The 20473-nt window shown below is 34.2% G+C and carries 16 protein-coding genes; 7 read left to right on the top strand and 9 right to left on the bottom strand.

Features of this window, described 5'->3' with window-relative positions:
- The first annotated feature begins 32 nt into the window (after positions 1 to 32).
- The 5 genes from qoxB (at position 33) to cyoE (ending at position 4387) form a co-directional block, all read left to right on the top strand.
- Positions 33 to 1976, top strand: a complete 1944-nt coding sequence (qoxB, locus tag ACFVR2_RS07185) for a cytochrome aa3 quinol oxidase subunit I (protein WP_387360207.1) — start codon at positions 33 to 35, stop codon at positions 1974 to 1976.
- A 3-nt stretch (positions 1977 to 1979) separates the two neighbouring features.
- The gene (qoxC, locus tag ACFVR2_RS07180; protein WP_387360206.1) at positions 1980 to 2576 is read left to right on the top strand and encodes a cytochrome aa3 quinol oxidase subunit III; all 597 of its coding nucleotides are present in this window, start codon (positions 1980 to 1982) and stop codon (positions 2574 to 2576) included.
- Between the two features lie 2 nt (positions 2577 to 2578).
- Positions 2579 to 2863 (top strand): cytochrome aa3 quinol oxidase subunit IV, encoded by a 285-nt coding sequence (qoxD, locus tag ACFVR2_RS07175; RefSeq protein WP_387360205.1) that lies wholly within the window; start codon positions 2579 to 2581, stop codon positions 2861 to 2863.
- 56 nt (positions 2864 to 2919) lie between these two features.
- Entirely contained in the window at positions 2920 to 3075 is a 156-nt protein-coding gene (ytzI, locus tag ACFVR2_RS07170) for a YtzI protein (protein WP_387360203.1), read from the top strand.
- Between the two features lie 424 nt (positions 3076 to 3499).
- Positions 3500 to 4387, top strand: coding sequence for a heme o synthase (gene cyoE / locus ACFVR2_RS07165; protein ID WP_387360201.1), 888 nt, complete (start codon positions 3500 to 3502; stop codon positions 4385 to 4387).
- 39 nt (positions 4388 to 4426) lie between these two features.
- On the opposite strand, the gene ACFVR2_RS07160 is transcribed toward cyoE, so the two are convergent.
- A complete protein-coding gene (locus ACFVR2_RS07160) occupies positions 4427 to 4948 on the bottom strand; it encodes a hypothetical protein (protein WP_387360199.1) in 522 nt (173 codons plus the stop codon).
- Positions 4938 to 5549: a hypothetical protein gene (locus tag ACFVR2_RS07155; protein ID WP_387360197.1), complete on the bottom strand. Its 612-nt coding sequence runs from the start codon at positions 5547 to 5549 to the stop codon at positions 4938 to 4940. Before ACFVR2_RS07155 ends, ACFVR2_RS07160 begins: the two co-directional genes overlap by 11 nt.
- Before the next feature lie 233 nt (positions 5550 to 5782).
- Between ACFVR2_RS07155 and ytzI (ACFVR2_RS07150) the strand changes: the two genes are divergently transcribed.
- Positions 5783 to 5935: a YtzI protein gene (ytzI, locus tag ACFVR2_RS07150; RefSeq protein WP_387360474.1), complete on the top strand. Its 153-nt coding sequence runs from the start codon at positions 5783 to 5785 to the stop codon at positions 5933 to 5935.
- 145 nt (positions 5936 to 6080) lie between these two features.
- Here the strand turns inward: ytzI (ACFVR2_RS07150) and ACFVR2_RS07145 are convergent, their stop codons facing one another.
- From ACFVR2_RS07145 to ACFVR2_RS07120, 6 genes are all read right to left on the bottom strand, one after another.
- Positions 6081 to 6887 carry a M15 family metallopeptidase gene (locus ACFVR2_RS07145; RefSeq protein ID WP_387360195.1) on the bottom strand — a complete coding sequence of 269 codons (807 nt, stop codon included), beginning with the start codon at positions 6885 to 6887 and terminating at the stop codon, positions 6081 to 6083.
- Positions 6888 to 7226: 339 nt separating this feature from the next.
- Positions 7227 to 8411: an MFS transporter gene (locus ACFVR2_RS07140; RefSeq protein ID WP_387360193.1), complete on the bottom strand. Its 1185-nt coding sequence runs from the start codon at positions 8409 to 8411 to the stop codon at positions 7227 to 7229.
- Positions 8412 to 8674: 263 nt separating this feature from the next.
- A complete protein-coding gene (locus tag ACFVR2_RS07135; RefSeq protein ID WP_387360191.1) occupies positions 8675 to 9253 on the bottom strand; it encodes a TetR/AcrR family transcriptional regulator in 579 nt (192 codons plus the stop codon).
- A 487-nt stretch (positions 9254 to 9740) separates the two neighbouring features.
- A complete protein-coding gene (locus tag ACFVR2_RS07130) occupies positions 9741 to 12989 on the bottom strand; it encodes an Ig-like domain-containing protein (protein ID WP_387360189.1) in 3249 nt (1082 codons plus the stop codon).
- Positions 12990 to 13546: 557 nt separating this feature from the next.
- Positions 13547 to 13945: a DoxX family protein gene (locus ACFVR2_RS07125; RefSeq protein WP_387360187.1), complete on the bottom strand. Its 399-nt coding sequence runs from the start codon at positions 13943 to 13945 to the stop codon at positions 13547 to 13549.
- A gap of 60 nt (positions 13946 to 14005) precedes the next feature.
- Positions 14006 to 14434, bottom strand: coding sequence for a MarR family winged helix-turn-helix transcriptional regulator (locus ACFVR2_RS07120; RefSeq protein ID WP_387360184.1), 429 nt, complete (start codon positions 14432 to 14434; stop codon positions 14006 to 14008).
- 405 nt (positions 14435 to 14839) lie between these two features.
- On the opposite strand from ACFVR2_RS07120, the gene ACFVR2_RS07115 reads away from it, so the two are divergent.
- Positions 14840 to 15763 (top strand): LysR family transcriptional regulator, encoded by a 924-nt coding sequence (locus tag ACFVR2_RS07115; RefSeq protein WP_387360182.1) that lies wholly within the window; start codon positions 14840 to 14842, stop codon positions 15761 to 15763.
- Positions 15764 to 15825: 62 nt separating this feature from the next.
- Here ACFVR2_RS07115 and ACFVR2_RS07110 read toward each other — a convergent pair whose 3' ends face one another.
- Entirely contained in the window at positions 15826 to 20199 is a 4374-nt protein-coding gene (locus ACFVR2_RS07110) for a S8 family serine peptidase (protein ID WP_387360180.1), read from the bottom strand.
- Between the last annotated feature and the right edge of the window lie 274 nt (positions 20200 to 20473).

Below are 20473 nucleotides of genomic sequence, written 5' to 3'. Positions count from 1 at the left end.
AATATAAATGTAGTTAAAGGAGTTAATGTATTATGGAATTTTTTGAGCGATTTGCGATTCCACATCCAAACCCTGCTATTTATGCATCGATGATCGCTATTGGAATAACTGTAATTGCTATTGTAGCTGGTTTAACCTATTTCAAAAAATGGGGTTATTTATGGAGAGAATGGTTAACAACCGTTGATCATAAACGAATTGGAATTATGTATCTATTATCTGCATTGCTAATGCTTTTCCGTGGTGGTGTAGATGCCATTTTGATGCGGGCTCAGACGGCCGTTCCTGAAAATACGTTGTTAGATGCACAGCATTATAACGAAATATTTACGACTCATGGGCTTGTCATGATTATTTTTATGGCTATGCCATTTATCTATGCTCTCATGAACTTTGTTGTACCTCTTCAAATTGGTGCACGTGATGTAGCATTCCCACGTTTAAATGCACTTAGCTTTTGGTTGTTTTTTATGGGAGCGATGTTATTAAATATCTCATTTGTAATTGGAGGATCTCCAGATGCTGGATGGACCTCATATTTCCCACTTGCTGGTAACGAACTGAGTAATTCAGTTGGCTCAAACTATTATATGATTGCACTCCAAATTGCTGGACTTGGTACTTTGCTTTCTGGAATTAATTTTGTCACAACGATTTTAAAAATGAGGGCACCGGGTATTACACTTTTTAAAATGCCAATTTTCACTTGGTCTGCTCTTACGGCAAATGTAATTGTAGTATTTGCATTTCCAGTTTTAACAGTGGCACTTTTGATGGGTACGATGGACAGACTTTTCGGTACAAATTTCTTTACAACGACAAATGGTGGGATGGATATGCTTTGGGCAAATCTCTTTTGGGTATGGGGACACCCAGAAGTATATATCCTGGTTTTACCCGCTTTCGGTGTCTATAGTGAGATCATCTCCACATTTGCACGTCGAAACTTATATGGATATAAATCAATGGTTTACTCAATGTTAATTATCTCTTTTCTATCATTCTTAGTTTGGACTCATCACTTCTTTACAATGGGTCAAGGTGCATTAACGAATAGTATATTCTCAATTACAACAATGGCAATCGCCATTCCAACTGGAATTAAAATCTTTAATTGGCTGTTCACGCTTTGGAGAGGTAAAATCGTTTTTACCGTTCCGATGTTATATTCTGTAGGTTTCATTCCAATCTTTACGATTGGCGGTGTAACTGGCGTGATGCTTGGGATGTCTGCCGCTGATTATCAATACCATAATACGATGTTTTTAGTAGCCCATTTCCATTACACAATCATTCCAGGTGTCGTTTTTGCCATGATAGCTGGACTTACCTACTGGTGGCCTAAAATGTTTGGTTTTATGTTAAATGAACGAATTGGAAAATGGGCATTCTGGTTTATCGCAATTAGCTTTAACGTAACATTTTTCCCAATGTTCTTTACTGGATTAAATGGGCAAGCTCGTCGTATGTATACTTATTCAGAATCTACTGGATTTGGTCCATTGAATTTATTATCTTTTATTGGAGCAATTGGATTGGCAGTAGGGTTTATCTTACTAGTCTTTAACATTTATTATAGTATTCGTTATGCATCTAGGAATATTAGCTCAGACCCATGGGATGCTCGTACTTTAGAATGGGCTACTCATAGTCCAGTTCCTTCTTATAATTTCGCTATTACCCCTGAAATACATTCGATTGAAGCATTTTGGGATGCGAAGAAATTAGGAATACCGATCTTTAAAGGGCATTATGATAAAATTCATATGCCAAATAATAGTGGCGCACCTTTTATCATGGGTTGCATTATATTTGTTTTTGGATTCTCATTTGTCTTTTCAATGTGGATTCCTGTAATTATTTCTGCAATAGGAATCTTTGTTTTAATGGGGCTTCGTTCTTTTGAAATTGATAAAGGCCACTATATTCCTGTAGAAAAAATTAGAGAAAATGAAAATGAATTTAGAGGTGCCTAATCGATGAAATTAATAAATTCACTCCCATTAGAATATAGTACAGAACAAAATCAACTAAACATATTAGGGTTTTGGATATTTATAGGTGCAGAAATCATGCTTTTCGGAACTCTTTTTGCCTCTTATTTTACATTAGTCAATCGAACTGGACATGGTCCTACTGGGGCAGAAATTTTTGAAATTACACCGGTATTAATTGAAACGATTGTTTTATTAGCGAGTAGCTTTGTTATAGGATTAGCAATCCATGCTATGCGTATTGGTCGAAAAACTGCAGTAATTTCATTTTTTGCGATTACACTAATTCTTGGTTTAGTATTTGTAAGTTTTGAGATATCAGAATTCGTACATTATATGCATATGGGTGCAGAATTACAAACAAGCGCATTTACTGCAATTCTATTAACAACTCTAGGTACACATGGAGCTCATGTTACACTTGGATTTTTTTGGGGATTATTTATCATGTTACAAATTCGAAAAAGAGGAATCACTCCAGAAATTGCTAATAAAACATTTATTTTTTCACTCTACTGGCATTTTTTAGACGTAGTATGGATCTTCATTTTTAGCTTTGTTTATCTGAAAGGATTGATGTAAGAATGAAAGAATTATTTCCTATTAAACAAGTTAAAGGCTTTACTTTTTCAATGATTCTAACTGGGATCGCGCTTGTAGTCTACTTCTTTAACTTGTCATTTACAGTTGGGATGACAATATTGCTTTTAACAGCATTTTTACAGGCGGCTCTTCAATTAGTAGTGTTTATGCATGCAGGTGAAACAACAGATAAAGGATCTATTTATACTAATATTTTTTATGCATTATCAATCGCACTAGTTACCGTTTTCGGTACCTTACTCAGTATGATTTGGGGATATGTCTAAGATCTTAATAAATGATTATTATTCTAGAGATTTAATTTAAATTTGGAGGTGTTTTTATGTCAATGACAGCTGTATATGTCATAGGTGGCATCATAATTTTTGTTGTATTCGGTGCTTTTGTTGTTACAGTAAATAAAGGATATGGAGTAAAACATAAAGTTGATAAAATTGATGAAATTAAAAACGTTTATGATGATAAAAATGATAAATAATTGAATAAATGCTTTTAAAAAGGAAAGGTTTGATTGACTAAGATTATTTCAAACCTTTTTCTTTTGTTAATTAAAGTTTCATCAAAATCTTAAATAATTATGTAGACCACATCTTTAATCTCCTATACTTCTCCTATGTGCAATCGAGATAATTAATAATCCAAATAAGATCCAAAATTGTAGTCTAAGTGGTTGAATAGGCAAATATTGTGACATGAATGCTTTATGGTCTTATTATTACATTAGTCGGGGTAGAATGTTACACCCGTGGAACTCGATTCAGTCAGCTAAACTGTTCACCCCCCTACTTGTATAAACATGTTCCAGGCGGTGGTATTAGAAATTCAAAAATAAACCATAAGCTTTCGAAGAATATTTGTGCTAGAATGAATAGTCTTTTGGATAAAAAGAGAGAGGAATATATATGAATCAAATGCAAACAAAAACACCTAAAAATTTCTTTAAAAACCTAATCAGCCTCATTAAAGGGAAAATCTTTGTTATCAATGTGCTTCCTGTGTTGGCAGGATATTTTTTATCTTCGCATATCAATCATCTTCCACTTGCTGCACATATTGCCTCTTTCTTTGTTACATTAATAGGGAGTGCCTTTGTCATTGCTGGTGCTTTAATGTTGAATAATTGGTACGAAGCCGATTTAGATAAACAAATGGAGCGAACTAAAAATAGACCGAGTGCTACTGGAGAGTTCAGCAAGAAGTTTGTTTTAACTTTAGGAGTTACAACAAGCATAATGGGATTTTTTATATTGCTTTTTACTAATGCCGAAGTGTTACTATTTTCATTCATTGGTTGGTTTTTTTATGTGGTCTTGTACACTTTTTGGAGCAAACAAAAATACTCATGGAACACGATTATTGGTGCCGTATCAGGATGTGTAACACCGTTAATCGGTTGGTCTGTGTTATCTAGTAGTTTTCAACTTATTCCTATGATGATGGCGCTCATCGTATTCGTTTGGCAAATGCCTCATACTTATTCCATCGCTATACGAAGATTTGATGATTACAAACGGGCAGGATTCGCCATGTTACCTGTTGTATCCGGCGTCAAGAAAACAAAAATCCATCTACTATTTTATCTTATCTGTTTGATTCCAATGCCATTCTTCATGAAATCCCTTGGTTTGTTTTTCATCGGATTTATGACACTTTTAAATATTGGATGGATAATTTTATCGATCAGTGGATTTGCTACACAAAACGAAGCACTTTGGGCGAAACGGATGTTTAGATACTCTGTTATTCATATGATGTTATTTCTTATATCTATTATCGTGATGTCAATTTAAAAAGAACCCTAGCTCAAGGGCTCTTTTTATTTCTTCACTCTACATCCTATATAGATTAATAACATTCTTTAATGCTGCCGCTGCTGCTCCTCTTGGGTGAGATGCGCCTCCAATTGCACAAACGGCCCCCATTTCGATTGTTTCAAAAACGACACCCTTATTTGTTCCATTGACATGAGCTAAAGGATGCTCGCTTACCAGGTTACATGGTTTAACTTCAATGATTACATTCTCAGCTTCTTTGTAAGCACTAGCTAAAAGTTTAAGCGTACAGCCATTTTGTTTAGCTTCCTGAATGTCTTCCTTAGTGACTTGTTCAATTCCTTTAATTTTTACATCGTCTATTGATAAGTTACTTCCGAAAAATCCATTTCCGAGGAGGAGAATTTTGCAAGCCGTATCAAATCCTTGCACATCTAAAGCAGGGTTTGCTTCCGCTATTCCTTTTTCCTGTGCAATTCTTAGCGCTTCTTCAAAAGATAAATTGTTCTCGCTCATACTTGCTAAAATGAAATTGGAGGTTCCATTTAAATGCGATCCTTCATTATTATTATGGAACATTCACAGAAAATGGAACGATAAATACTTTTCCATTTTGTTGAAATTGTCCCCAAATTTTATATAGTCCTTTTTTCGGAAAAGAAGTCATGAACTTCGCATCAGGACCTGTAGTATTTTCTTCCATAGGATGAACATGTAAATAGGTTTCTGTATCACCACTAATTGCTACTACATGACCTATTGCACCTAAATAAGGTTGTAAATTCGTTATTGGTTTCTTCGTTTTTGCATCTTTTATCGTAAATGTCATCGGCAATTCCATATTTGTCATAAGATGATCAAACGTAAGCGTAACTTCTTTTCCATCTATTACTTTTGTTAACTTTTGATCAGCGACTAATTGTACCGGCTGAGATAGCTGCCCTTCAACATTCACAACTGAACATTTTACGATCTTTGATTCACCTTTTGGGACAAAATCTGCATACAATTTATATTCGCCACCTGATGGAAAATTAGGTGAAATCTCAAATTTTCCATCGCCTTTATACTCAGGATGAATATGTTCAAAAAATGATAAACCTTTACTTATTACGATCAAATGCATTAATTTCTCGTGCTCAAGTTCGAAATCCTTAACTGGTTTTCCTTCTTTATTCATAACAATAATGCTTAATATTGTAGGAACGCGTAATTTTGGAACGATCAACTAAAATTTATTTAATTCCCTTTTCTGCAGAAATCATTAAAAACATAGTTCTTCGAGTTTCATTTTTTATTCCAGGTACACTCTCTAACATTTCATCAGAAGGAACAGGTTTTTTGATTGTTCTAATTCTAAAACCAGCACTAATTAAGTCATTTACATAAGTCGAGAATTTGCGATGATATTTAATTAGATTATCAGTTAAAAATGAAGTTCACGTAATCCCTCTGATTGTTGTATTCGGTGCTTTTGTTGTTACAGTAAATAAAGGATATGGAGTAAAACATAAAGTTGATGAAATAAATATTAAAAATGTTTATGATGATAAAAATGATAAATAATTGTAACCTAGAAATCTTAATATAAAAAGGCTAGTCAATTGACTAGCCATAAATTGTCGACAAAAAGGATTAGGAACGGCATTATTCCAAACCTCTTTAGTTTCAATTAGAAAGGAAAGTGAATAAATCTCACTTTCCTTTTAACTTATTTAGAAACAGGATATACCTTTAAATATTCTTCTAGTGTAATATTACGTTTTTTAATCTCTTTTGCGATTGCTACACCAACATATCGAATGTGCCAAGGTTCGTATTTATAACCTGTTATGGATTCTTTTCCTTTTGGATACCGAATAATAAAACCGTATATTGTGCTTTTATTCTCAAGCCATTTAGCTTCTTTCGTATTACTAAAACAGCTAGTAGCAGCACATTTACCTGTACTACTACTAACGTCTATAGCTAAACCAGTTTGGTGTTCACTCGATCCCGGAATAGCACTATATTTTCGAGCATTAGTGTAACCATCCACTTTTACATATCGATTAAAAATTGCTTTTTGAGTTTTGTAAGAACGATATGCTGATACACCACTTAAATAGATTTTATCCTTTTTAGCCCCGGCAAATAGTCTCTCTAATGCCCTTGCCGCTTCTTTTCTCATTTTTCGTTTTTCGATTTTTTCTTTAAAAATAAAAGAAACATTTGGATACACTAAATCTTTTGGTACGTAATTCTTAGGTAAAAAATATTCTTTGTCAACGAGAACTGAAATCGCTGTTGGTTGTGAAACAGTTTTAATTGCTTTAGCTTTGTTAATATTAGAATCAATTTGTCGTATTTTAAAGTTTTGCGAGTTATATGATGAATCATTTGAATGTTGAAGCGGTTTGATCGAATTTTTTTGACTTTGTTCTTTATAATTATGATTTGATGGTTGCATATGATTTTTGCTGCATCCAGTCAGATCAATTAATGTAAATACGAAAAGTAAAGTTATTAAATATTTCATAATTGAAATTTCCTCCAAAGAAAATTAGCTTTAACAAATAACAGCACCTTTCCAAATATTGATTGATTTTTCTTTAATTCATCCTTTTTCTTTGATGATAATATTCCTAAGAATCCACACATTTAATCTACCTCGATTTTTTATTTATCACTTACTTAATTACGTATTAATAATAGTTTTTAGATGTTTCAAAACGATAAACAAATGAGGTAAAGTTGTAAACTTTTCTGAAATAATTTGTATTAATAATTTTTACGTTCTATTTGAGAACAATCATTCTCAAATAGTCAAAATGAATTAATGAATTGATTGTATTTCCCTCTAAATTCTTTATTGTTGCTACTTGTTTCGAGACTGATGACCATATGTCTCACGTTTAAATCTGATTGAATACAGCAAAATATAGATGACAATACTTGTTGCAAACAAGTTAAGAAATACAAGTGCAAAATTTAAATTGAAAAATTTCGTAAGTACTCCAACTCCTATAACCGGAACGATAAATCCGATATATGCAACAAAATAAAAAGCTGAAATTACACGAGATCTGTATTCAGGTTCTGGAAGTTTTCCTGCAAAAAATAACGCGTTTTGAAAAGTCCATCCTCCTCCTAGAGCTTGTATAAATACACCTATCCATAACAATGATAAACTTGAAGTTAAACCTGAAATGACAATGAGCCATGTAGCAATAACTAGAAACAAAATTCCTAATCGAATACGAGTAACTGGATGAGTCGGCCTAGGTATGAACTGAGCTGCTGCTGATCCACATAAAAGCACGAAAATGATCAAGCCTGAAATAAAATGATTAGACGTCTGGATTACATTTTTGACAAATGTAGGAATTAGGGCCAATGCAATTCCTTGTAACGTGAACACAGTGAAAATAGGAAGTGCTGATATAGCCCAAAATTGTGTGCGTATTTTTTTCGGAACACCTAGTGATATTTTGTTATTTGCACGCTTTTGCTTAGGCGTTACAATATCTTTGGATATCGTCTCAAGTAAGACAATCGAAATAATTAAGATAAAGAGCAGCATCCAAAATGGTAATCTAAGAGGTTGAACAGGTATATATTGCAACATGAAAGCAGCAATTAATGGTCCAACCCCAAAGCCAACAAGTACAGTAACTCCAGATAATTTAATTGCGGTACTCGTTTCATTTGGAGAAGTTTGTTTCATTAATAATGCAACTGCAGTACCTGTAAAAGCACCATACGCAATTCCTTCTAAAATTCTTCCAGCAAATAGCATCCACACTTCAGTGTTGCCAAGGAAGAATAAGGTAGAAGCAATGGAAAACAAGATACTAACACGGACTACTCTTCTTAACCCCCATCCGTTCCCTTTAGCTCCTACTATAAGTAAAGTTGGCAATAGAAAAACTGCATAAATCGCAAATAAAATGGTAATCTGGAGACTACTTAATTCATAGTATTCGCTATACAAAGAAAACATTGGAGTAACAAAAGTTGCCCCACATGACATCAATAATATAATGAATAACATTCTTTTCATATTTATATTCCTCTCTTTTTTTACTGTTCGTTCTCAAAAATCAAAAAAAAATATACATTATACTTTAAATACTTAAATGTTTATTCAAGTCTATTCTTAAGTATATTATATTTCTTCCTCACCACCTCATGTATCTATTTATAACATGTTGAGAACGAACGGTAAATAATTATTTTTTACCATTCGTTCTCAAATGATTATTCAAGATTTAATACAAAAAAGAATTAACTGGTAATAGCTAACTCTTTTGATCTACAATAAAATTATTTTTCTAATATCGATATTGTCATATCAACAATATTTTTTAGTTTATTTTTATCGTTAGTTGTTTTTGTTAATACGCGTAATCCTACAAAAGAATTATGAATAAACTGTGACAATTTTTCAATATCATGGTCGTTCGAAATTTCATCTGTGTTTTGACCACGCACTAGTAATTCATGAATAATTTCTTCTGTCTTAGAAAAATTTTGTTCAACTTTTTCTGCCACTTCTTGATCATGTAAAGCCAACTCAATGGCAGTATTCACTGTTAAACATCCAATCGATTTTTCATTATCTTGGCTAATTACCGATTCTAAAATACTTCTAATAGCATCTTTCACAGATAATGAATTCTTAACTTGTAAATTCATTTTTTTCTTCATATTGTTATCATAAAGTTCTAATGTCTTAATAAACAAAGTATGTTTGTCACCAAAAGTATCATATAAACTTCTTCTATGGATCCCCATATGAGAAACAAGATCTTGCAATGAGGTTTTTTCGTAACCTTGATACCTAAATAACTCCATTGCTTTTTGCAATACTTCTTTTTCATCATATTCTTTATGTCTGGCCACGTTCGTACCTCCTTTTGAAAGATTATAGCATATTTATAAATAAACATTGAGTATACATTAAGACACTATTTTTAAATACTACCTCTAATTTTACGCATAAACCATGATTTTAAATAATTACAAGGACAAATTCCAATACAAAACCTAGCGAGGTGATATTAATGGGTAAATGGAATGAACAAGCCGCAGCGAATAATAATTTGCCATCTAGCATAATTCTCATTCGTTCTTAATCAATAGAGAATAAATAACAAGCATTTTTTAATCTATCTATAATTCGGGCTAATAATAGTACCGTAACTATTTTTTATTTATTATCTACAAATAGTTTTTTAGTTTATTTAAATAGAGGGATATTTAATTCTTATTGCTTTTAATCAATATAAAAATCCCCCGTAATGTTAGATTGAAACTAACTTACGGGGGAGACCTTAAAAACATAACTATTTTGTATCTGACACGATTAACTAATTATACAAAGTAATCTTTATGGTTTTACAATAACAGGTATAATTATTTTAAATCCATCATATTCCGCAATGAGAACAGCGGTTCCTTCTGACTTCGTTAGGATTTTATGATCAGTGGTCATTTCTGCTACTTCCGAATTGGAACTAGTCCATTTAACATCAGTTGTAACGTCTTTTATCGTTCCATCGCTTGACATAGCATTAATGACTATATCATTTGAGGAACCTGCTGAATTTATGATATAACCAGGGGAGGAACTTATACCCCTAGTAAACGTAGGATACTTTGCTACAACTTCAACATCAATTGTCTTTGACATTCCAAAAACAGAAGCAGTTATTGTTGTTTTTCCAACAGAGTGAGCGATGATATGTCCATCAGCAGAAATCGTTGCAACGGATTCGTCCGCCACCGTCAATTTTGCTTTGCTATTAAGATTATAACAATCACAATTTCCATCTCTGCCATGATGTCCAAAGAATCCATTAATTGAGATGTCAGTGGACTTATTAGGTTCTAACATTACATTGCTACCTGTCGGTACATCGTTTTCAGCCCAATATAAATCTACAGGCTTAGTGTTTCTTACCCAAACAGCATCTCTCAATCCATAATAATTGAAATAAATGTATGCTTCACCAGAGCCGACCCAAGTAATGACTCCGTTCTGGTCAACAGTTGCTACACTTTCGTCGGAAGATTCCCATTTCCCTTCTGTATCAACCTGAACGATATTATGATCTGTATATTCAGCAAACGCGTTCGCATCGATAGTTCCTTCTTCCGGGTGTAATATCATCCCATTGCTAGTATTAGTTATCGCTGCTACTATATTTCCTGCTTCTGGCTGTAATACCATCCCCGCACCAACAATTCCTACTAAATTTACTGGTCCAGGTTGATCTTGTACTTTTACTGGAATTTTTATAGAAGAGAAACCTGAAATTGTTGCACTAACCGTCGTTTTTCCAGTATCCATTCCAATAAATTTCCCGTCTTTAACACTTACAATTGTAGGATCCTCAGTTGTCCATTGAATTGACTTCGTTATTTCTCTTTGAGTTCCATCATTGTATTGAGCAAAAACATGTACTGGATAAAGCTTATCTTTTTGAACAACAACATCCAATGAGGAAGCAAGCAAGGACTCAATTTTTAAACCTTTTATTGACGCATCATTCCCAGAAAGAATTGAAACATTCAAGATTTTTGTGCTTGTTCCGTAATCGATAAGTACCTGTGTTGTTCCTGCTGCTACTGCTGTAAGGACCCCATTCTTAACTGTAACTTTGTCCGGGTCTAATGTTGTGAATCTTGAGTCTGATGTGACATCAGCAGTTGAACCATCCTTATATTTTGCTTTTACAGAGAACGAATGCGTGTGCTCAGATAAACTAAAGGTGATATCATTTTCGCTAGGAATCAGATCAACAATTTTATTTGAAAAATCTTTAGAAGGTTCATTTGAAACGACAATTGAAACCTGCTTTGAGTATCCAGAGCTATCTACGGTAATAATTGTTGTACCAGTGCCTACAGCTGTAAGCAGGCCATCCTTATTTACTTTAACAATATCAGGATTAGATGATTTATATACCGCATATGAAGTCGAATTTGATCTGTCTGAATAGGTCGTTTTTACCTCTAATTGCTGCTGTTGATTTACTACCATATTTTTCATATCTGGTGTAACAGAAATTGATTCAGGAATTGGAGCTATCTTCTGTTCGTCACCACCTTTGACTGCTACGGGGATAGCTAAGTTGGAACGACCATTATTATAGATAGCATGCAAAACAGTTGTGCCACTCAATTGACCAATAACCTTCGATTCACCACCATATACTCGGGAAACTGAAGCTACGTTGGGATTGTCGAAGTACAATTCAACATTATCTGTTACATCCTCAGTACTCCCATCACTATAAATCGCATTTATTTTAATAGTCGTTTCTTCACCTATTCCTAAAGAGAGGTTTGGTTGAGAAGCTGACAAACCAATAACTCTAGGAGTTGTAAGCTTATTGGTAACAGTAACCTCAATCTTTACCGGAGGAAGAACATCTGAACGATAGGAAGCTGTCACAATCGTTTTACCTGTCTTACCTCCAATGATATATCCTGAATCAGTAATCGTTGCAATGCTGTTATCTTCGACTGTCCATTTGACATCATTCGGATTTACATTTTCAACTAAAGTCATACCACCTTCTGATATTCCATTAGTAAATACTTCGGTTAAATTAACAGGCCAATTTCCACCTGGCAATAATTCTACTGTAGGTTTATCTGTTACAAGCTTTGTAGGCTTAACAACATTAACAAGTACAGCACCAACCAACTTATCATATTTAAAATAAATATATGCTTGGCCGATTCCAACTGGGGTTATTTGACCATCTTTACTTACCGTAGCTACATTTCGATCTGTCGTTGTCCAACTTCCTGAAGAAGTAACTTCTTTACTCCCCACCCAGGGGTTCTTTGTATAGGCACTTACTTGAACCGACTTATCAGAGGTTTCTAACCTCAACATGTCAGCCGTTAGGTACAGCCCCGTTACATTTTCAGGAAGATCTCTTATCGAAGCAAAGAAATTTATTTGTGGAAAATTTGCGTAAGTTACTTTCATTGAAACATTACCTGGTGCTATCCCTTTTATTACACCTTTTTCAAAAAATGCAATTGAAGGATCTTTTGATTCCCATTTAGCTAATTTCGTTACGTCTTCCATCGAGCCATCGCTATAAAGCGCTTTCAAAGCAATAGGGCGCTCTTTCCCTTCATCTATGTATGTAACTTGATTCGCCTCTAAAACAAGCGATACAATTTTTTTACTTTCTGAAGGATTTGACAATTGACTTAAAACTTGTGCGTTTTTCGTAACATTTACTTCTACGTTTAAAACTGCATTACCAAGACTGAATTGTACATTTGTAGACCCAACATTTACTGCTGTTAGTCTCCCAGTTTCAAGAGTTACAACTTTTTCATCTAGTGATGTCCATTTTCCTTCAGCTGTAACATCTGTTTTACTACCATCTTTATACTCTGCTTCTACCTTTAAATCGTGTTGACCTTGAGAAAGAGAAAGCGAGACCGTTGATTCACTTGGAATAAGTTTAACAATCTCCTTCGTTGGTGGGCGATTAGTTGCTCCAGTTACCTTTTCAGTTGAGGCAAAAACCAAACTATTGAATAGAGTCATAAATAGGGTTAGTACCAGTGTTAAAGATGTAATACGTTTTGTCATTTTTGTTCTCATTTGTTAACCTCCATAAATCATTAACTTAGTATTGATACCGTTTGTTTTTCCAGAAAATTCAATGTTTTCTTATACACCACCTCTAACATAAATTGCATTTTAGGATAGTGGAATTTAACCATTAATAAAAAAACCGGTAAAATTTAGACTATTCAAAATGTTAAGGTTATTATATGGTTATATTTTTTTTTTGGAAATGACATTCTCGTTATCATAATGATTCATTTCAGTTATCAATAACGATGAGCGAGGCAAGATTATAGAAGGAAAATCAAGATAAGTCTGTGTTTTTATAGTTTCTTTGATGACAAAAAATTTAATTTGTACAATGGTATTGTATAACTTATATAGTTAGCTATTTAATATAAAATAGTTATATTGTCACGATTTGAAAACCTATTCTTTTAGTATCGCTTTCAATCTTGATGGGGGGAATTTATAATAATTGCTATATCTTTCAGGAAATAAAAAGAGCTATTCGAACAATTGTCGAATAGCTCTTTTATAATTATTGATTTGCTTTTTTAATCCATTCAGAATTATTAATTCGAGATATTTTAGAATAAAAATGTATCTAAAGCATATTTACCAGGACCGGTTAAAACTATACTAATAGCCACTACTAGCAAAGTTAAGTTATATTCATATCCATTTGACGTCGCCCATATTCCGTTTGGCGCATGAACTTTAATAATTGCCATTGCCATAGTTCCAGCAATCAAAATTCCTGCTACAGGCGTTAAAAATCCAAAAGCAAACAGTATTCCACCAATAAATTCTGCTAGCCCCGCGATTAGGGCAATTGTTACTCCTGGTTTCATGCCAATTGATTCAAACCATCCACCAGTACCTTTCAATCCGTATCCACCGAACCAACCAAATAATTTTTGAGCACCGTGCCCGATGAACAATATACCAACTACCAATCGAATCATTAATAAACCAATATTTATCATATAAACTCCTCCTAAAATATATATATATCTTTAAATAGAGATAAAATTATAAAAAAAATTTTAAGAATAAACTTTATTTCTTACTTTTTTCAAAAGCTTAGCAAAAGTATCAGACTCATCAAAATCTAATGAATCAAACATATTACTAATGAAATCATTGTATTTCGGCATAATTTCGTTCATCAATTCATTTCCTTCATCAGTTAATATCACATGTATTACTCTGCGATCATCTGGACATGGAATTCTGCATAATAAATCTCTTTGTTCAAGCTTATCAATAACATAAGTCATCGAACCACTTGAGACCAATATTGAATTTCCAATTTGTTGTATTGTTTGTTTCTCTTTTTGATATAGTACTTCTAAAACAGAAAACTCAGTTATGCTTAACTTGTATTTTGCCATTTCGTCCTTTATTCGATCATGAATCGCTTTAGATGTTTGCATTAATAGCAGAAAAGATAGATTTTTGCATCTCTTCTCCATTAATTTCACCCCCTTAAAATTTATCTCTAATTTGAATATCTTGAATACGAGATAATATTAATACGTATTATTTTCTTTGTCAATAATCTTTTATATTTTTTGGTCAAATAAAAATTATTAAGCCAATAAAAGAAATATGCGATATTCACAATTAAAATTCTATAGTATCTCAATGTATCGCAATATAAGAGAGTTGAGAAAAATTACCATGTTCCTTAATAGAAACCCTGAGTTGTTATTTCTGTATTCAATAGTTCATTATGGGAATGAGCGGTTTTTTATTTTATTCGGTTTTTCTCTTAATTAATAGTAATAAGCTAATTTAGGATGTTTTGATAACATCATTTAAGTAAAAATAAATTAGTATATTAAATAATATCATCTAGAATAGAGAGAAGTGAAATTATGGAACTAAGAGAATTAGAATTCTTTATAGCCATTTGCGAGGAATTACATTTTACGAGGGCAGCAGAAAAATTAGGAATTTCACAACCTGCTTTAAGCCGTCAAATAATAGCTCTTGAAGATAAATTAGGAGTACGTTTATTTGATCGCTTAGGTAAAAAAATCGCCATTACAGAAGCTGGCAAAATTCTACAAGAAGAATCCGAAAAAATATTCACTAATATAAAATATATCTATGAACAAATTGGAGAACTTCAAAAAGTAAAAAGGGGTAAACTGATCATTGGTGCAATGTCTGAAGAGTTAAGTCAGCTTGCGTCTGTAATTTTCCTAGAGATTCATCGAATGCATCCCTATTTACAAATGAAGATCATTATGTCAGATAATATTGAGGATAGAGTTATTCAAAATGAAATCGACATAGCATTGACACACTTGCCTTTAGAGAATGAACAGTTAACAAATATCCCTTTATATAATGAAGAATTTTATTTAGTTGTTCCTTTTGACCATCATTTAGCTGAAAGAGAAAAAGTGGATTTTGAAGAGATTAAGGACATCAAACTTGTTCTAAGTCCCAAGAACCACAATTGCCGGAAATTAATTGATGATGCCGCTATATCTATGGGATTTGTCTTCAAGCCAGTCATAGAATTAACTGATGTTAATTCCATTTTGAGTATAGTAAAAGCAGGTATTGGAGCTACCATACTTCCTAATACTCTTCTCACTTCGGAGAATTCTAAAACCCTTAAAGTAATTAAAATAGTGAATCCTGGAATTACGAAGGAAATTGCTATTGTACATCATAAAGAAAAGTATATTGGGTCTGCTGCTAGAAATTTTATAGACTTGTTAGTTGCATATGTGAATTTGACAAGTCTTGATGTAGGAGGAACTGAAAATATTTTGATTAATTCATAAAGTTTCATAAAAAAACTCCCCTTTCATTAAATGAAAGGAGAGTTTTTTCAATTTTATTTACTTTAACGTTTATTAGACAATTTTATTCTGTGAACACTGCCACCCTGTGTGCCGACAAACAAATATTCTTCGTCTGGAGCAAGTTCAATTGCTGTAGTATTTCTATTCTCAAGTCCCTCAGATAAATTGGTCCATGTTTTTCCTCCATCCACACTCATTATTACACCGCGACCTCCCTTAAGAAGTCCAGCTTCATAATAAGAACCAGTAGCTGCATAAATGATTTTAGGGTTTATAGAGGACACGATAATATCATTAACAAATACATTGAGCTCATCAGTACCCTTTGCCTTTTCTAATGTTTTCCCACTATCTGTGCTGACATACAAATGGTTGCCTCCGAACACTAAATGGTTTGGATTATGTGAGTCGATCGCAATACTGCTTACAGGAATGTTTTGAATTTTTTGGAAAGATTGGCCCATGTCTTTAGACAGAAATAGTCCGTCATTTCCGCCTGCCCATATCCAGTTTGGATTGTTAGGATTAGCGGCTGCAAGAGCTCTAAATCGGTGGTCTTGCTTTATTTTTCCCCAATTCTCGCCAGCATCTTTACTGATATAAATACCTGTTTCTAAAGTAGCTGGTATCACATATGAGATCATGATTTGTTTGGAATCTGCTGGGTTAATCAGCATGGCAAGTGGGACCCCACTATCTTCAAATTTCAAATCCCATTTTTCTCCACCATCATTACTTCGGTATACATTCATATTCCCGAAGGCACTATAGCGTATCTTATAAACGACATTAGCTTCAGTTGGGGAAGTAGCAACCTGATACACTTGTTCACCAGCTCTTCCTTCTCCTTCTGCCGCTCCCCATTCTAATGTTGAGGAATCAATCTTGTTTTGAATTGGTAGCGCTGTCATGTACATGTTGGAGTCAGTACCAGCAAGTAACTGATATCCTTTAGAGTTCCGCGAAATAGCCAATCCGTAAACTGTTGCTCCTGGAATACCGATTCGTTTATATGATTCTCCCTTATCTTGAGTTCCATAAATCCCTGCCTGTTCAGAAGATACATAAATTTGTCGCATCCCCTTAGGAGAAGATTTTGGTTCAATGGCGAAATCGACTTCATAGGAGTTAGACCCAGGAAGCGGTTTTTTCCACGTTTCCCATGTTTTTCCTTTATCATGACTCACCATTATTCCATCATACCCAGTACCTACATAAATATCCCCTTCTAGAATCTCTAAGTGAGATACATTATTAAATGGTATTTGAGAGTGAGTTAGTTCTTTCCAGTCTGTACCTTTGTTATATGAAGCGTACAACCCGCCACCAAAAGTGCCAACAACTAGCATACTTTCATTTCCTACAATCTCTTTTGTACTTCTATAAGGAAAAGGTGGCTGATACAATAGTTTAGAATTAGTTGATTCAGAGAATACATCTTTAAATAAGTAAACACCTTCATAACCAGCTGAAATATATAGGTCGTTATTCAAAAGAAATGCATTATTGAGAAATCCCCACCATCCAGGTAGCTTCTCCCAATTCATTCCTCTGTCCAAGCTGACATAAACTTCGTTACTCGAAATAGCAACCAGTTTTTGCCCACTTTTATCAATTTCTAAATCAGATATCTCTATGTTAGGAAAAGATAAAGTGTTCCATGTTTTTCCCCCGTCTTTGCTAGTTAATATCTTACCAATATAAGTTGGATCATTATATTTAGAATTAATAGCCATATAAAGGTTTTTTTCATCGGTAGGATCAGTCACTAAATCAGCAGCTACTCCTCCTGCTACAGGGAAATTTCGATACTCGTGCCAAGTTTCTGCCTTATCTTCAGTACGGAACAATGATAGAGTCGATGACGGTAAAACTGTTATGTCCTTAGAATTTTTTAAGTCAAAATTCATCAGTCCTGCATTAGAGTTTGGCCCAATAGATTTCCAAGTTGAAGCGTGTTTATTATCTGTAGGTAATTTTTCCAGAAAACTAGAACCTATTATTGTAGATTCTTCATTAGATGAATTTTTGACAGTGGAACTAGCATCAATCCTATATATTCCTACTTCATTTGTCTTAACTGGCACTTTCCACCAACGATCATGATCTAAGACAGCAGTCACTTCATTTGTTTTACCACTTGGAGTTCTTACTGTTACTTTAGGTGCTTGTGTCAAATCAACCGGGCTGTAAATATAGGCAGTTGTTTCACTTACGGTTGATCCTACTGGATCAGGTGATGCTGTAATTCGAAAATGCCTCGCAATTAACTTGTATGGAACGCGTAAATGCTGAGACTCTTTTTCAGATTGTATATTTCCTTCTACCCAGCCCGTGATATCCATATCTTGTTCCGGTCTATTCATGTTAATATTCACTTCAACATTAACATGTTTACCTGGCTCAATATGAATATGCGAAGGATTCACATTAACGATTGCTCCGGATTTTGTATCGTCTTTAATAGTAAAATCCATATCAACTGGTACATCGCCTTGATTATTTAAAGATAAGGAAGCATTTCTATGAATCTCAGAATCTTTTAAATCAGCTATTCCTAAATTTAATACATTGGGAGAGGCTATAACATTGGTATTTGCTGCAGCCTTTACATCCAGCCTTCCTGTTCCTTGTGTAAGTACATCATATGATGCCAGCGGTTTTGCTGTTTCCTTTAAAGCACTAGAAATTTCGCTAGCATTCCAAGACGGCTTAAGTTGTTTCAGAAGTGCAGCTGCACCCGCTACATGAGGAGCAGCCATGCTTGTCCCACTTAATCTTGTATAACCTGAATCATTACTTTCTGTGTTAATAAATGTTGAGTTGATTTCAACACCTGGAGCGACTAAATCTGGCTTTGCTCGAGATTCGGAATGACCACGCGAACTAAAGTTTGCAATTTGATCCGTTATGTCTTTTCCTGCAATCGAAATTTTAACAGGTCCTTTAGCTAAATAAGACTTTAAATCCCCAGCTTTTGTTCCATTAATTTGCATAGCGACTAACGAATCTAACTGGCTGTCTAAAGTTGAACCTGTCAGGAATTGATGTTGTGACTGTAACTCATCAAAAGAGCTAGTTGTATATTGAGATGGAATAGTATCTCCTAACTTAAAAACAGGTCCAGTTTGCTCAGGCGTGAAAAAAATCGCAGCATCTGCCCCATTTTCTTGTGCTGTAATCGCCTCAGTACGTCCATCTGAACCTAATGGTAATTGAATTAGGACAATCTTCCCTTTTACATCTAACCCATTATAGCTTTCCATTCCACCATCTCCAACATCTACCAGATCGCGAGTAATTGCTGTATTAGGGGGATTAGCAGAAAACCCAAGGCGAGTAACAGATAAATTCTCTTCAAGTGGTGCAACCATCTTCGCATCAGGTACTTTAATACCACTTACACTTGCACCAACAGCAAGTACCCCCTCAGCAATAGCTGGAGCACCAATTGTACCATAATTAGGTCCTGCATTCCCTGCTGCCGCGACAACAACTACACCAGCATCAACGGCATTTTGGGCAGCTTGGGAGATAGGATCACTGCCATCCCCTGGACCACCTATGCTCATATTAATAATATCAGCCGGGTATGGATTGTCTGGAGAAATAGATGCTTCAATTCCTGCAATGATATCGGATGTATTTCCTATACCGTTTTCGTTTAAGACTTTATAAGCTGTAATGGAGGCGTCAGGAGCCACACCCGTCAATTTTCCATGTGCAGCAATAATTCCCGCAACATGGGTACCATGTCCATTGTCGTCCATAGGATTATCATCATTATTGACAAAATCATATCCTCCAACTACTTTATGCCCTGAACCAAACGCCCCGCCAAGGTCAGGGTGATCATAGTCCACACCAGTGTCAATCACTGCGACTGTGACTCCTTTTCCAGTAACTACCTGATTTTCATGGTCATGCATAGACCAGACATCAGGAGCACCTATCAAAGGAACGCTCTTGTCTAATTCAGCGTGATATTCTTGATCGGGATAGATAGCCTTAACACCTGGAAGGGATCGTAGTTCATCCAATTTGTTTTTTGGTACTTGTAATGCAACTCCGTTAAATGTGAAAGTATATTCGTTTGATTTGTTGAATGGAATCTTCTTTTCTTTTATTTCTTCAATTACTTTCCCGTGAGTTTTTTTCAAATTATCAGTTTGATCTTTTATCTTTCTTTCTATCGTTTTTGAAAAGGATCCAATTTGTTCTAAATGAGGCATGGCTTGAATGGCAGGAGCTCCTTCCATTTCGACCACAACACGTGTCATCGCATCATCGGAACTAAGTCCTTGTGCCTTACTTAATGGAGCATTAAAAATAAATTTAGCATTAGAGAATACTAGGGCTGAAGCAACAATACTAGTCGCAGTCCTACCTTTATACCACTTAGTTCGTTTTTTCATCTTTGCATCACCTTTATCACAAATTACATTTCAGGACAGCTGAATTATCCCGTTTAAAAACAGAAAAATTGTACTATTCTAAATGTTAAGGCTATTATATGGTGATCTATTTTTCTGGTAAATGACCTTCTTGTTATCATAATGATTCATTTTAGTTATTAATAGAAAGTAATCAAGCACAGAACTATATCAGGAAAATAAATATAGCTCTATTTGAATTGAATAATTCTTTATTAAGGAAGAATAGGATGACTTTAATAAAACTTTATCAAAC

It is taken from the genome of Gottfriedia sp. NPDC057991 (assembly GCF_042886615.1).
Taxonomy (GTDB): Bacteria; Bacillota; Bacilli; order Bacillales; family Bacillaceae_G; genus Gottfriedia.
This window is presented reverse-complemented; position numbering and strand designations above follow the sequence as displayed.